Below are 14,217 nucleotides of genomic sequence, written 5' to 3'. Positions count from 1 at the left end.
CGACACTTCCCGGCGACGATCACTGGGAATCGCTGGGCTTGGCAGCCCAGCCTACGCACTCTTTCTCCCGAAATCGGTTCAGGACTCTGAAATGGGGTTGGATTCAACTTTTTCACTGCAAGAATTTTGTGCTCAGGCAGGTCTTAGGCTTCGCTGTGCAGCCGTTCGGTACGTTGTCACGGCACACTGGCCGGTTTTCGCCACTTCTGTACGGCCATTGCGGAAACATAACGTATCTGGTTGCATGATCACCCATTCCGAACCCGCACGGTAGCGTTCCAATCCATCCACACTCGGGAGTCACCACCATGAAGTACCTGAAAAATCTTGTTGCCGCCGCCACGCTCGGCATCGTTGCGTTCTCGATGCCTGCGAGCGCTGAGTTGAAAGTCGGCACAAAGGCGCCCGATTTCGTGTTGCCGGCCTATCTCGCCGGCCAGCCGTTCACCTTCAACTTGGCGGACGCGTTGAAGAAGGGTCCCGTGGTGGTCTACTTCTTCCCGGCCGCGCATACGTCCGGCTGCAACATCGAAGCCCACAATTTCTCCGAGGCCATCGATCAGTTCAAGGCGGAAAACGCCACGGTCATCGGTGTCACCGCGGGCAATGTCGATCAGCTGGCCGATTTCTCCAAGGAAACCGAACACTGCAGCGGCAAGTTCCCGGTCGCTGCCGACGAAGGCGCAAAAGTCGCCAAGGAGTACGATTCCCTGCTGACGATGAAGCCCGGTTGGTCCAACCGCACGTCGTATGTGATCGCGCCATCGGGTTCGATTGCCTACGCGTATTCGTCGCTCAGCCCCGACGGTCACGTCAAAGAGATGCTGAGCGCAGTGAAGGCGCTCAAGAAGTAAGAAACAGCATTGCGATCTGACCTCTCGGCGTATCGATAACGGAATCGGGCCTGGCCCGATTCCTTCACACCCGAGCTGGCCTACGTGACGCTGCGCGCGCGTTTCCGCCTATACTTTCTCCTCATTCGAACGAGGGGAAAAGCATGCTGCGAATCAGCGCGCTTGCCGCAGGTCTCATGCTGGCCGTTGCGACTCACGCGGAAGGCCCCGCGATCAAGGCGCCGACGACCACCGTGTTGAAGGCCGCGCACCTGTTCGATGGCAAAAGCGGCACGCTCACCTCGCCCGGCATCCTCGTGGTCAAGAACGAGCGCATCGTCGCGGTCGGCAAGGACGCGGCGATTCCTGCTGACGCGAAAGTAATCGATCTTGGCGATGCGACGCTCGTGCCCGGCTACATCGACGCGCACACCCATATCACATCGGACCACGACGACAACTGGGCGAAAGCCTTCTATGAGGACACGCTGCGCTCAGTGCCAGAGCAGGCATTCCATGCGGGGGCCAACGCGCGCACGACGCTGCGCGCGGGCGTCACTACCGTGCGCGATGTCGGCAGCAGCGATTTCATCGACGTCGCCCTGCGCAACGCGATCAAGGATGGTCTCGCCGAAGGTCCGACCATGTTCGTCGTCGGCCACGCGATCGGCTCGACCGGCGGCCACTGCGACAGCCCGCCCGTGCCGCCCGACCGCATGAAGCCGTCGGGTACGCTCGAAGGTGTCTGCAACGGTCCGGAATCATGTCGACAGGCGGTGCGCGAGCAGATGAAATACGGCGCCGACTGGATCAAGATCTGCGCCTCGGGCGGCGTGCTGTCGGAATCCGATCCGGTCGACGTGCCGCAGCTCACCCCCGCTGAACTGTCCGCGATCATGAGCGAAGCGCACGCATGGAAGCGCAAGGTCGCCGCGCACGCGCACGGGGATCTGGCCGCGAAGCAGGCGGTCGAGGCCGGCATCGATTCGATCGAGCACGGCAGCTTTCTCACCGTGCCGACGCTGCAGCTGATGAAGCAGAAAGGTGTCTACCTCGTGCCGACGCGCATGACCCAGCTATGGGTCAACAAGAAAGCCGATACCTATCCGCCGAAGATCGCCGCCAAGGCGCGCGCGGCCGCCGCCGCACACGGCGAGATGATGAAGAACGCGCTGAAAGTCGGCGTGCTGATTGCGTTCGGCACCGATGCGGCGGTGTATCCGCACGGCATGAACGCCGAGGAGTTCGGCGACTACGTCGATCTCGGCATGACGCCCGCCACCGCGCTGATGACCAGCAGCCAGGGCTCGGCGAAACTGCTCGGCATCGACGCCGACACCGGCACCCTCGAAGCTGGCAAGTACGCCGACATCGTGGCCGTGCCCGGCGATGTGCTCAAGAACATCCGCGCAACGGAACATCCGTTGATGGTGATGAAGCATGGCGCGAAGGTACGGATGGATTGAAGGCGACCGTTGGGTCCCGCAGGCTGGGTTCCGTAGGCTGGGCTGCAAAGCCCAGCACTCACGCGGCGTTTGGCCAACTACGATCGGCGGCTTTGCGAAACAAGCTGGGCTTGTCAGCCCAGCCTACAGGTATTTTCCTGACGCGAAAACCGAAAACGAGCGTGGCCGGCTCCTGTTATTGCTTGCGCGCCAACGCGTAGTCAATGGCCGCGCATACCGCCGCCACCTGCGCGGCGTTGCATTGTTCCGCGGTCGCGCGTGGGCTGTCTGGATACACCTCGGTGGTCGTCGTGTACGGCGCGCCGCTGATGCTCGCACACAGGCCAAGCCGCTTGAACGCATAGCGGATCACACCGGGCGAGACCACGGTCGAGCCGATGATCTCGCCTTTGGCATCCGCCGGCGCGATGTGCGTGATCTTCGCCACCGCCGCGATCACCGCCTGCTGGAATTCGGGTTGTGGATTCTCGCTGTCGTCGACCAGATAGAAGCCGTCGGGAATCTCGCCGGGCTCGTAGGGTTTACCGTCGCGCGCCGCCAGCGCCGGGCGGAATTCGGACTCGTCGCTGTCGGTGGTTTCGTGCAGATCGACATGCACGACGAAGCGGCCGCGTAGCGGCGCGACGAGTTTCATCAGCGCTGCCGACTCGAGCGCCGGGCTGTTGTCGCGGAAGGAACGATTCGGATCGAGCGCCTGCGGATTCCAGCGGTGAATCCGCTCATAGGCCCAAGGGCTGACGCACGGCGCGACGAGCAGGTTGACGCGGCCCGCATAGCTCGCCGCGTGCAAGTCCACGAACTGCAAGGCACCGTGCACGCCGCTCGTTTCATAGCCGTGCACACCGCCCGTGATCAACGCGGTCGGCAGCGCATCGTTCCAGTTGCGGCTGCGGATCGCAAATAGCGGATACCTATCCGGCGCATAGTCGAGGTGTCCGTACTCGACGACATCGAAACGCCCACGCAGCCGATCGATCACCGTCAATACATCAGCGGCGTAGCTGCGCTTGCGCGACTGACGCGCCTGCCATACAGCAACTTCCGCAGGTCCCCACGGCTGTCCATGCGTGCCGATCGGATAGGTTTCGGATGTCATCATCTCTCGCTCGCAAATCGAAGGCATCTTGAATCTAGCACGAGGTCAGAGCACTTGTGCCAGCGCTTGTTCACGGCGAGCCAAGGCACGTCGCGGTAGGAATCCAATCGCCTTTGATCAGGCCGAGGATTCCGAGGCCGATCATGGTCGCCGCAAAGACCGCATGACCCACGCTTGCGATGCGCATCGACTCCCCTTTCAGCGTGTAGAAGGTTCTTGGCCATTGTAACGACCTTCCGGTCAACTGCTTCGCGTACTCTGACCCCTGATATTCCAGCATTCGGTGATGGCAGATACGCAGACTCGAATTGATCAAGCTGAGCTCGTCAGCCCGACCTAAGGAATCAGGTTCTCAAATGCTTGTTGAAAAACTCGATCGTGCGCTGCCATGCAAGCTTTGCCGCAGCCTCGTCGTAGCGCGGCGTGGTGTCGTTGTTGAAGCCGTGCTCCACGCCGGGGTAAATGTACGCCTGATATTTCACGCCCGCGGCTTTGAGCGCCTGCTCGTAGGCCGGCCAGCCAGAGGTGATGCGCTCATCTTTTTCCGCGTAGTGCAGCTGCAGCTGCGCCTTGATCTTCGCGGCATCTTCCGCCGAAGGCTGCGCGCCATAGAACGGAACTGCCGCGGCCAGATCCGACACGCGTGTCGCCAGAAAATTGGCGATGCCGCCGCCGTAGCAGAAACCGACCACACCCACCTTGCCGTTTCCTTCGGGCAGGTGTTTCAGATAATCCTCCGCCGCAAGGAAATCCTCATGCGTCTTGGCCTGATCCAGTTTGCCGAACAGTTCGCGCGCCTTGTCCTCGTCACCGGGATAGCCACCGAGAGGAAACAGCGCATCGGGCGCGAATGCGATGAAGCCGGCTAGCGCGAGCCGCCGTGCGATGTCTTCGATATGCGGATTGAGCCCGCGATTTTCGTGCGCCACCAGCACCGTCGGCAGTTTGCCTTTGGCCTTGGCCGGCTGCGCGAGGTAGACGCGCGCCTTGCCATAGCCTTTCGGCGAAGGAAATTCCACAAAGTGCGCCTTGATGCGCGCGTCATCGACCTTCACCTGCGTCGCCTCGGCAAAACGCGGACTCAACGCCGCCAACAACCCCTCGGCCGTCACGCCCGCTGCGGCGAATCCTGCCACGCGCTGCAGAAAGTCGCGCCGCGACAATTGTCCATGCACATACTGATCGAACAGCTTCAGCGCTTGCGGATGAAAATCGTTGGCGGTCTTGCGGGTCATTGGCGACTCCTGGTCTGTGCCCGATAGAAAGCGACCGGGTGTTGCCGTTGGAAATTGCAGAGGCACGAAATGTTCTCCATATTTCTTCAGCCCTTTCGGCGCAGCGCCTGATTGACCACTTTGCGGATCAGGCTTGGGTAGCTGATGCCAGCCTTCAGCGCCGATTGAGCAAGCTCATCGTCCTTCGCGATGCAGGGATTGACGTTGGGCTCGATCACGTAGACCTGGCCGGATGCCGTCACGCGCAGGTCGAAGCGCGCATAGCTGCGGATGTTGAGAGCGCGATAGGCACGCTTGCAGACATCGGCGATGCGTTTCTGCAGTTCCGGTTCCAGCGTCTTCGCGAAATGGTTGTTGATGCCCCAGCGCTTGCGATAGGCGTCGTCCCACTTGGCCTTGTACGTGGCGATGCGCGGTTCGTCTTCCGCCATTTGCCCAAAGGTCATCTCGCGCGCGGGCAGCATGCGCAGCGCGTGGTCGCCGATGATGCTGACATACAGCTCGCGCCCGTCGATGTACTCCTCGGCGATCGCATCCAGATTCATGCGTTCGTGGATCATCTGCACGCGGGCGAGAAAGCTCTTTTCGTCGTCGACGATCGAGGCCTGCGAAATCCCGCGCGAGGCTTCCTCGGTCAACGGCTTGATGATGCACGGCAACTTCAGCGTTTTCGGAAGCCACACCTTGTGGCCGCGGTAGAAGGCATGGAAGCGCGGCGTGCGCACACGGTGGAAGCGCAGGATCTTCTTGCACAGCCCCTTGTCGTTGCACAGGAACAGTGAACTCGATGTGGCGCCGGTGCACGGGATGCCGAGCAGCTCCATCACCGCGAGGATGTTCTTGTCCCAATGCGTGATCTCGTGGAAGGTCTCGCAGAGATTGAAGATCACTTCTGGCCTGAGGTCGCGCACCGCGTCGAGCAGCGGCCGCACGTCGTCGTACAGGCTCAGACGATGGACCTCGTAGCCGCATTCGAGCAGCGCCTGGTAAACATCGTTCTCGGTATAGCTTCCGTCCGGATCGGCGAATTCCGCGGCGTAGTCGTAGCCGGGCTTCACCGCATACGGCAGATCGAAAACCATCAGCACACGCGTGGCCATGTCAGTGCGGAGTTCCGCAATTTGTTTGCCGTTCGCGTTGAGCGTAGCTCGCGTAGCGGGCGAAGTCGAAACGGCTGATGCCCTTCGACTTCGCGCCTGCGGCGCGCAGCCTGTCCTGAGCAAAGTCGAAGGGCTCAGGGCGAACGGATATCGTTGAGTTTCTTGTTGGACACCACACTAGAGCTTCCCTCGCAGGCGGGTCGTGTAACGGTAGTTCATCATCAGCGTCGTCAGATAGGTCGCAAGCTGCAACACTGCCACTGTGTCCGCATCCTCGGTGACCAGGCGCAACGCCCGACTGCGCTGGAGAACCGCTTTGTATACCTCGTTGACCATGAAGCGTTGCTCGCCGGTCCAGCTCGATACCGTCGCCAGCAGCGACTTGCGGTGCGACTGCAGCAACTTGGCGACCGGGCGCTGTGTTTCGCCCTTCGCCCTGCCCTCGCTGAACATGCGGCGTAAATTGTCGTCGTGAAAATCCGGAAAATCCTCGGCTTCGGCGACGCGGCGCTTCTGGTAATAGCGCTTGAGCGTGCTGCGGATGGTCGTGATCTTCCACAACTGGCGGCCGCTGGCGCGCAGCGGCGGCTTGCCGGCGATGCTCGCCATCAGCTTGTCGACAAAGATCAGTTTGTCGAGCGCCTTCCAGCCGGCGTATTTCTTGCGCCAGTCCAGTCCCGGTGTCAGCCAGACCGCGAAGGTCTCGACGAAATCCTCGTCCGGGTGGTACTGCGCGTAGTAGTAGTCGAGGTGACGCACGAAGCTTTTGCTGTACGGGCGAAAGCGATAGGTTTCCTCGTAGGCTTCGGACGAACGTCCGAACACGCGCTGCCAACTGCGCCGGCGATTGAGATCAAACGCATAGCTGAGTGCATGGCCGGCTTCGTGGCGCAGCAGCTTCATGCACCAGTCGTTGGTGTCGCCTTCGGCTTCGAGCATCATCTTCTTCTGCAGCTCGATCAGCCGCGGATGCGCCAGATAGAACGGAACGCCGATCACCGGCTCGCCCTCGGGTGTCAGCCATTCATCGGCCAGATAGCAGCGCGGTTCGAACAGGATGTTTCTTGCCTTGAGCTCGTGGTGCAGCTGCGCGACGCGGGCCTCGAGCCACGTGCCTTCGATCCGCACCGGCAGCTCCGACAGGCGCAAGCCAAGCAGTTCGTTTTCGGGGATCGTCGCCAGATCGGGCGCCGGCCTCGCGGCCGGATCGATCGGTACCTTCGCAGCATCCTGTCCGTCGGGCATTTCGCTTCGTCCTCCACTCCTGGGCGAGGGCTGCGGGGCAGCTGCTGCTCGGGCACACCAAAAACAGGGCCAAGAACCGGGATCAGATTACAGTTTCCGATAAGCGAGAGCTAGAAACCGCACTCTGGCCCTTTCTCCTGGGGCTGTCCGCAGCCTGAACAAGCGTCGCCTGAACACGCGGCCATAACGAAATTCAAACGTTGTCGAGCCGGCGCCGTGCCAAGCTCGCCGCTCAGGGGTAGGACGTGTTAGCAGCATCCCACTTCTTGAGGAGAGGCAACATGGCTCAATTTAAACAGTCCACTGTGCCCGCGCGTTCCACGACGGCCGATCGTGCTTCACCAAATCATGCTGCACTCGATAGTGCAGCACTTGCCAATGATGTCGTGCCTGCCGAACGCTCCGCAATGATCCCAATGCTCGCCGTGCTGATGGCGTTGCTGTTCGCAGCGAGCGCCTGGTTCTTCTATCACCAGGGCCAACGCGACGCGCTGGGCGCGGCCTCGCCGCCGGTCTCCGCGACGAACGAGGCGGCCACGCACGGATCGGCTTCGCTTGCCACCAATGGCAGCGACCCGGATTCCGCGACGCCGGTCGCGCAGACCGCCAGCAACAGCGAGCCCGACATCATCGTCACCGTGCACCCGAAGCCCGAGCAAATGCGGGCGCCAGCCGCGAAGCCGAAGGCCAGGCTGGCGAAGGCCACCAAGCCGGCGAAGTCGGCCCCGGTCGTTGCGAAGATCGATCGCCAGGTCGTGCTCGCGACGCGTCCGCAGCCGGTCTATCCGGCGCAGGCGCTGCGCACGCGCGAACAGGGCACTGTGCTGGTGCTGGCACAAGTCGATGTGAATGGCCACGTCAGCGACGCGCGCGTCGTTCGGCGCAGTGGCTACAGCATTCTCGACCGTGCCGCTTCGAACGAAGTGCGTCGCTGGACGTTCTCACCGGCGCTGCATGACGGTCAGCCGATCGTCGCCAGCGTCCAGGTGCCGGTCAGCTATCGCCTCGACCAGTAGTTACTCGACAGATGATGGATGCGACGGCGCGCCCCAGCGGGCGCGCCGTTTTCGTCTGCGTTGCCGTAAATGAAATTCGTGGAGGGATTGAGCACTGTAGGTTGGGTTGAGCGAAGCGATACCCAACACTGAGGCATATGATGGGTATCGCCTCGCTCAACCCATCCTATGAACCCACGGCTTTCTTCACCAGTGCGCTGATCCTTGCCTCTTCTGCGGCGTTCAACTCCTTCAGCGCGAAGGCGACCGGCCACATGACGCCGTCGTCGAGTTTCGCCGTGGCGCTGAAGCCGAGCGTTGCGTACCGCGTGCCGAACTTCTGTGCGCTCTGAAAAAAACAGACGACCTTGTCGTCCTTGGTATACGCGGGCATTCCATACCAGGTTTTCGGCGAGAGGTTTGGCGCGCTGGCTGTGACGATGGCATGCACCCGTTTCGCCAGGCCGCGATCCGGTTCCTTCATCGCGGCGATCGCCGCGAGTGCCGCGCTTTCCCCTTCCGCCTTGTTCTTGTTCGCGCGCGCCTCTGCCTTCAGCTCCTGGACGCGCGCCTTCATCGCGTCGCGCTCGGCGTCCGTGAATCCCTTGGACGTTTTGCCGCTCGCGCTGGCGCTCTTGACGGATTTGCGCGTGCTTTTCTTTGCTGGTTGGCTCATAAGAAACTCCTTACATGATCCGGTGATTTGTAGTTTTACCGTTCGATTCGGCGATTCGATGTCACCGTTCGCACTGAGCCCTTCGACTTTGCTCAGGACAGGCTGCGCCGTGAAGCGGCGAATTCGAAGTGCATCACCAGCGGGCTTCGACTTCGCGCCTGCAGCGCTACGCTCAGCCCGAACGGATTCAAAACTTCCCGTTGACGCATGATAACTCGGTGAAACCTCGGCCCCGCTCCCGGACGCGGAGCAAATTGCTCGCAGGATCGCAGCAATCGGAAAATAAACCCGACTCTTTTTCAATCATGGCTGCGCGCTGGCTGAGCGCGGCAGCGCCGCGTGGGCTGCGACGATGGTGCTGTTGCCATAGGCGCCGCTCACTTTTCCGTTGCTGATGAGGTCGCGCATCATCGCGAAATAGCCGTCCGAATTGCGCGTGTCGACGCGCTTGCCGTCAGGCGTCATTTCAAATTCGTAGATGCCGTGTTCCGCGTGCGGAAAGACAGCCAGCGTGATCGGCTTGCCGCGAGAGATCAGTTCGCGCAGACGGCGTGCGGTCTCGGCGCTCGGCGCGTCGCGGTCTTCTCCGCCGAGTATCCACAATTGCGGGATGTCGAGATTGCGCAGTACCGGCATCGGATCGTAGTCGGCCGGGATGCCGGCGAGCAGCGCCGGTCCTTTCTCGCGCACCTGCGCCTCGGGGTTCTCGATCAGATAAAAAGCGATATCGCCGTGCACGTGCTTGAACCACGCTTCGCCGCCGTACTGGTCGCGCAGCGCCGCGAGCCGGTCGAAACCGGCGCGAAAATCGCTGCGAATGATGTTCGCGATGGCATCGGCGACCTGCATCGCCTTGGTCATCACCTGCGCATCGTAACCCTCGTGTGTCATGTCGAGCGCGATGGCCTCGCGGTCCTCCTCGATCGGCGAGACGGCGAGGCCGTAGCCGACGATGATGAAATCGACCGGATCAATCTTCGCCGCCAGCGGCGCCACCCATCCGCCCTGACTGGTGCCCTGATAACCGACTTTGCCGGCTCGGTTGCCGGCGAGGCGCTTCGCCTCTTTCACCGCGGCGATCGCATCATTCGCAAGCAGCAAATAGTTTTGCGTGTAGACGCCGGTCGAGTTGCCCGTGCCGCGTTTGTCGTACACGAACACGCCGATGTTTTCGGTCGGCAACTGACGCTGTATCGGGTAGTTGTTGAGCGCCGACGAATCTTCCGAGCCGTGCACGATCACGACGATGGGCAGCTTGCCGTGGCCCTTGGGCATGACGAGCCGCCCGGCGAGACGCACGCCCGCGCCGTCGAACGTCGTCTCGGTCACGTCGAGCGCGACGCGCTGGCCCGGCACGCCGTCGAACGCGATCCGTCCCGTGCTGCAATCGTCGAACGACACGTGTTTGCCGTCTGGCCGTTCGGTCCACCCCAGCGTGCTCGTCCAGGTTCCGTCCTTGTCCGCGGCGAGCAGGCCCGTGGTGCCATCCTTGCGCCGCCAGCGCAGGTGATCGTTGTCGGACGCGCCGATATCGACGAAGCCACCGTCGCGCAATTGATAGATACCGACATGGCAGTCGGGCTTGCCGTCGCCGGCCCGCGCCGCCTCGGCCCGCGCGCAAGCCACGGTGGCCAGCAGACCGATCACGCCGAACATCGGAGCGATGAAGGTGCGAAAGCGGCGATGCCGCCATGACTGGATCGTGTTCATCGTAAAAATCCCACACAACAACCTGGGATCGTTACGTTATCTTTTGCGCAAGGACTTGCTCCAGTGCACAAGGTCACGGGGCCCGCATCGTAGCCGCCCGATTCAGAGTCCAACCTCTTCCCCTCTCGGACTCCGTTGTTGGGCGTATCATGGCGGCAGATGCCAAATAAACCGTCCAAGGCAAATCGCTTCGGCGTGCTCTCGATGCAGCTTTCCAAGAGGGCGCCATGACCATTCGCCATTCGTGTTTTCGTTCGTCTGCGAAGGCGTCGGCCCGGCTTGCAAAGGGTCAATGGTTCACATCCGTAGTACTGCTGTGCGCGGCAGTGCAGTGCCAGAACCTATTGGCGGCGCCGACCAAGATCGACGATTACCACTGGGATCACGTTGATCGCGTCGTCGCGATCGGCGATCTGCATGGCGACTACGCAAACTACCTTAAAGTGCTGCAGGCCGCCGGCATCATCAACGCGCGGGGCCAGTGGATCGCTGGAGAGACCCACCTCGTGCAGCTCGGCGATGTTCCGGATCGCGGTGACGACGCGTCCAAGATCATTGCGCATCTGAAAAAGCTGGTCGCGCAGGCGCGCTCGAAAGGCGGCCAGGTACACACGTTGCTCGGTAACCACGAGGCGATGAACACCTATGGCGACTTGCGCTATGTCAGCGCCGGCGACTACGCCGAACTTGCCGGCCGCGACTCGAAAGAATGGCGCGACGCCTACTACGCGAAAATGCTGGCCGATATCAAGGCGCGCGAACCGGAGCGATTTGCGCAGTTGCCGGGCGATTTCCGTGATACGTGGAACGCCAGCCACCCGCTCGGTTGGGTCGAGCATCAGCGCGCCTGGAACCCGAAGTGGAATCCGAAAGGCGAGTACTACGAGTGGGCGCTGCAGGACGACGTTTCGATCCAGATCAACGACCTCGTTTTTCTCCACGGCGGCATCAGTGGCGCCTACTGCCAGAACAGCCTGGCGTCGCTGACCGAGATGGCACGCACGGCGTTGCGCGCGAGCGATCCGGCGACGCCGAGCGTGCTGACCGATCCGAATGGCCCGCTCTGGTATCGGGGCCTGGCCGGTTTCGAGCCGGTCGCAGCGCCGGAATCGGTACAGGCGATCCTTGATCATCTTGGCGCGAAACATATGGTGATCGCACACACGCCGACCGCTGGCGCGATCTGGCCGCGCTACTCCGGACGAGTGATCCAGATCGACACTGGCATGAGCGCCTACTACGGAGGTCATGTGGCCTGGCTGGAAGAGACAAAAGACGGGCTCTTTGCCGGCTATGCGTCAGGCAAAATCCGGCTGCCGTCCGACGATGCCTCGCGCATCGACTACCTGAAACAGGTCATTGCCCTGCAACCGGGAAACACGGGTCTGCAGAAGCAACTGTCGGCCTTGGAGCAGGCGCATGGCAACGACACGAACATCGCGCCAGAGACCACGCAGGCCGACGCCGATCCGGCGAACGCGCCGGCAGCGGCGGCACTGCCTATTTGCGGCATTTCTCCGTGACGTCGCGGGCGAACTTCGCGTCGTCGCGCAACAGTTCGAAACCTTTCGTCAGGTAGTTGGTCACCGCTTCCCTGCTGTCGGCCGTGAGGCGACTTTCCGCGCGCGCAAGTTCCAATATCTTCGGTTCGAGCCGCAGGATTTCGCCGCGCGCCGTCTGCAGCGTTGCGTTGTAGGCGCAGAATCCCCGGAACAGGCGTTCGCGGTTACTGCTGATTTTGAGGATCGCATTGGGCACCGCATATTGCGCGTCGACCAGGCCGGACGAGTCGAAGTCATAGGGCACGGTGTACAACTTCGATTGCGGGTTTTCGCCGATCAATACGCTGTTGTGGCAGCAGCGGTCGGGCGTGGGACCGCTCAGCTGCGCGAAGTCCGTGTTGCCGATCAGGTACTCGAACAGCGCGAACCGGCTGGCCTCCAGCGGCTCCAGCTGGTCCAGCGCAATTTTCGGCATGTCGAGCTTCTTGAGGTGATTGCGCTTGGCCATCGCGGAATCGTGCTCGATCAGAAAACCGAAATGCGGCGCGTCGGGCGAGGGATCGGCGCTGTCGACGTAGGAGACCGATAACGCCCGCACCTTGAAGCTGCGCTCCGTCACCAGGTTGTAGATATGGTAGGCCAGCATCTCCTTGACGACGTACTGTTCCCAACGTTCACCGCTGCTGCAATGCGTCGACAGCTTGAGCGACGTTTCGCCGTGAAACGGCGTGCCCTCGACGGCTCCTTTTTGGAAGATCAGCTTGATTCCAGGGAGCTTGCAGACCTTCAGGCGGTTGTGGCCGCGCGCCTCGAACGCCACCGGCATGGAATGCTTCGCCCCGCTTTCATCGACGTACTCGAGCGTCCCCGAATACTTCTTCTTCGCACTCTTGTCGTGCATGAAATCCCGCCACGGCCCGGTAAGCTTCAGCGACAGCGTGGCGTCGGTGGCAAAAACGTTTGCCGGTTTTTCCTGATCTGCGCCCGCGGGTTTGGCGCATGCGGTTCCCGACCAGAGCGCCGGGTGTGCGGCGAAAAGCAACCCGGCCAGCACAAGGGCGATCTTCGACTTCGGATCTTCAGCTATCGCGTACATTTTTTTCGGTTCCTTCGGAGATGACCACAAGCGGCTCAATCAATCCGCGTCGTCGTCCTGCTGATCCGCATGCTTGCGCCGTTTCTTTTCCTCTTTTTTCCTGGCCTGGAAGTCCGACTCGAGGCCATCGCCGAAGTAATTGACATAGAGCGTCGAGTAGGTGAAGAAAACCGTCAGCACGGCGGCGATCTCCAGAGCCCGTATTCCTGCCGCGATACCGGCGCCGATTGCCACCAGGATGAAGAGGGCATCAAACGTATCCTGCAGCGCTCGTCGGAACTGCACACCGGCAACGATGCCCGCCAGACTGAAGGCCAGTGCCAGGCTGTGCTGGACGACCAGCACGAGGGCAGCGACGATGCCCGGCAGAATCAGCACGGCCTCGTCGAGCGAATGATCGTGGACATTGGAGCGATGGATACCCTTGTGCACCCAGGAGACCGGCAACATCAGCAACCAGATTCCGACAAGGATGATGGACAGCTGACGCGCGGAGCTGAAGCGGTCCACCGCATTGGTGGCCGAAGGAGAGCCATCGAGGTGGCCCGCTTCGGCGGAACCCGTGGCCAGCTCGGTCTTCTCGTTCTTGCGTACAACCACCCCCCCTTCGACCAGTTGCTTGACGCCACCAATCGGAAGTTCACGGCTGAAATCGGGAAACGCGACCGAGGCCAGCACCAGGCAGGTCGCAAGTAGCGCGTGGTATACGAGCAGGCGCCGGAACAGGCGAATGCCGACGAGGCGATGTTCGTGCAATCCGCCGGAAGGCGCTCCAGCGGGTATTGGGTTACGTTCCGGCACAGATTCCGACACGGCACACTTCTCCCCTCAACGCGACAGTGTCAGCTTTTGCCTAGATTAAGGCAACGCAAGCAAGGATTACATCGAAAGAGGGTCAAAAATGCGTTTTCTGTCTCGTCCATGGAAGCGAGAAGCTACAGCGGCGGGTGGAAGCTCGCCCACCGAGCATCCTTGCGAACGCTGGGCTTTTCAGCACGTAGGCTGGGCTGCCAAGCCCAGCATTTTAAAAAGCGGTCGGCGCTGGTGCCTCACGATGTGAGCTGGGCTGGCAGCCCAGCGCGCTGAACACAAAATAAACCGAATACGCTGGCGATGAACCTCGATGCGCCCTCGATGAATTAACTACTTTGAGCGGCCTTCCGTGAGTCCGAAAGGACCGTCTCAAGGAGTGGGGAGAAACGGACCCCGCCTTCCACTATGAGGAGAAGACCGTGATTCAATACATTCCACTGCTCGCACGCA

At 61.6% G+C, this 14,217-nt stretch carries 13 protein-coding genes; 4 read left to right on the top strand and 9 right to left on the bottom strand.

What is annotated here, in order from left to right:
* Positions 1–308 precede the first annotated feature (308 nt).
* Both VIE67_RS12710 and VIE67_RS12705 read left to right on the top strand, forming a co-directional pair.
* Positions 309–854: a peroxiredoxin gene (locus VIE67_RS12710; protein ID WP_332026789.1), complete on the top strand. Its 546-nt coding sequence runs from the start codon at positions 309–311 to the stop codon at positions 852–854.
* Between the two features lie 143 nt (positions 855–997).
* On the top strand, positions 998–2,299 hold the full coding sequence (locus VIE67_RS12705; protein ID WP_332026787.1) for a metal-dependent hydrolase family protein: 1,302 nt from the start codon (positions 998–1,000) through the stop codon (positions 2,297–2,299).
* Between the two features lie 175 nt (positions 2,300–2,474).
* Here the strand turns inward: VIE67_RS12705 and VIE67_RS12700 are convergent, their stop codons facing one another.
* The 5 genes from VIE67_RS12700 to VIE67_RS12680 form a co-directional block, all read right to left on the bottom strand.
* Complete coding sequence (locus tag VIE67_RS12700) at positions 2,475–3,395, bottom strand: M14 family metallopeptidase (protein WP_332026876.1); 921 nt, start codon at positions 3,393–3,395, stop codon at positions 2,475–2,477.
* A 70-nt stretch (positions 3,396–3,465) separates the two neighbouring features.
* On the bottom strand, positions 3,466–3,711 hold the full coding sequence (locus tag VIE67_RS12695; RefSeq protein ID WP_332026785.1) for a hypothetical protein: 246 nt from the start codon (positions 3,709–3,711) through the stop codon (positions 3,466–3,468).
* A 28-nt stretch (positions 3,712–3,739) separates the two neighbouring features.
* Positions 3,740–4,630, bottom strand: a complete 891-nt coding sequence (locus VIE67_RS12690) for a dienelactone hydrolase family protein (protein ID WP_332026783.1) — start codon at positions 4,628–4,630, stop codon at positions 3,740–3,742.
* An 86-nt stretch (positions 4,631–4,716) separates the two neighbouring features.
* Positions 4,717–5,730: a D-alanine--D-alanine ligase family protein gene (locus VIE67_RS12685; protein ID WP_332026781.1), complete on the bottom strand. Its 1,014-nt coding sequence runs from the start codon at positions 5,728–5,730 to the stop codon at positions 4,717–4,719.
* A 177-nt stretch (positions 5,731–5,907) separates the two neighbouring features.
* The gene (locus VIE67_RS12680; protein ID WP_332026779.1) at positions 5,908–6,975 is read right to left on the bottom strand and encodes a hypothetical protein; all 1,068 of its coding nucleotides are present in this window, start codon (positions 6,973–6,975) and stop codon (positions 5,908–5,910) included.
* 281 nt (positions 6,976–7,256) lie between these two features.
* Between VIE67_RS12680 and VIE67_RS12675 the strand changes: the two genes are divergently transcribed.
* Positions 7,257–7,991, top strand: coding sequence for an energy transducer TonB (locus VIE67_RS12675; RefSeq protein WP_332026777.1), 735 nt, complete (start codon positions 7,257–7,259; stop codon positions 7,989–7,991).
* A 166-nt stretch (positions 7,992–8,157) separates the two neighbouring features.
* Here the strand turns inward: VIE67_RS12675 and VIE67_RS12670 are convergent, their stop codons facing one another.
* Entirely contained in the window at positions 8,158–8,949 is a 792-nt protein-coding gene (locus VIE67_RS12670) for an iron chaperone (protein ID WP_332026775.1), read from the bottom strand.
* Positions 8,950–10,356, bottom strand: coding sequence for an alpha/beta hydrolase family protein (locus VIE67_RS12665; RefSeq protein ID WP_332026773.1), 1,407 nt, complete (start codon positions 10,354–10,356; stop codon positions 8,950–8,952). It lies immediately after the preceding gene.
* A gap of 326 nt (positions 10,357–10,682) precedes the next feature.
* Here VIE67_RS12665 and VIE67_RS12660 point away from each other — a divergent pair, with 326 nt between their 5' ends.
* A complete protein-coding gene (locus VIE67_RS12660; protein WP_332026771.1) occupies positions 10,683–11,879 on the top strand; it encodes a metallophosphoesterase in 1,197 nt (398 codons plus the stop codon).
* Here the strand turns inward: VIE67_RS12660 and VIE67_RS12655 are convergent.
* Positions 11,857–12,912: a hypothetical protein gene (locus tag VIE67_RS12655; RefSeq protein ID WP_332026769.1), complete on the bottom strand. Its 1,056-nt coding sequence runs from the start codon at positions 12,910–12,912 to the stop codon at positions 11,857–11,859. The genes VIE67_RS12660 and VIE67_RS12655 overlap by 23 nt on opposite strands.
* Before the next feature lie 81 nt (positions 12,913–12,993).
* A complete protein-coding gene (locus VIE67_RS12650; protein WP_332026767.1) occupies positions 12,994–13,767 on the bottom strand; it encodes a hypothetical protein in 774 nt (257 codons plus the stop codon).
* Positions 13,768–14,217 lie beyond the last annotated feature (450 nt).

It is taken from the genome of Rudaea sp. (genome assembly GCF_036560865.1).
Taxonomy (GTDB): Bacteria; Pseudomonadota; Gammaproteobacteria; order Xanthomonadales; family Rhodanobacteraceae; genus Rudaea.
This window is presented reverse-complemented; position numbering and strand designations above follow the sequence as displayed.

Coding starts and splice junctions, on each gene's coding strand:
- VIE67_RS12710 (WP_332026789.1), top strand. CDS start 309: ATGAAGTACCTGAAAAATCTTGTTGCCGCCGCCACGCTCGGCATCGTT.
- VIE67_RS12705 (WP_332026787.1), top strand. CDS start 998: ATGCTGCGAATCAGCGCGCTTGCCGCAGGTCTCATGCTGGCCGTTGCG.
- VIE67_RS12700 (WP_332026876.1), bottom strand. CDS start 3,395: ATGACATCCGAAACCTATCCGATCGGCACGCATGGACAGCCGTGGGGA.
- VIE67_RS12690 (WP_332026783.1), bottom strand. CDS start 4,630: ATGACCCGCAAGACCGCCAACGATTTTCATCCGCAAGCGCTGAAGCTG.
- VIE67_RS12685 (WP_332026781.1), bottom strand. CDS start 5,730: ATGGCCACGCGTGTGCTGATGGTTTTCGATCTGCCGTATGCGGTGAAG.
- VIE67_RS12680 (WP_332026779.1), bottom strand. CDS start 6,975: ATGCCCGACGGACAGGATGCTGCGAAGGTACCGATCGATCCGGCCGCG.
- VIE67_RS12675 (WP_332026777.1), top strand. CDS start 7,257: ATGGCTCAATTTAAACAGTCCACTGTGCCCGCGCGTTCCACGACGGCC.
- VIE67_RS12665 (WP_332026773.1), bottom strand. CDS start 10,356: ATGAACACGATCCAGTCATGGCGGCATCGCCGCTTTCGCACCTTCATC.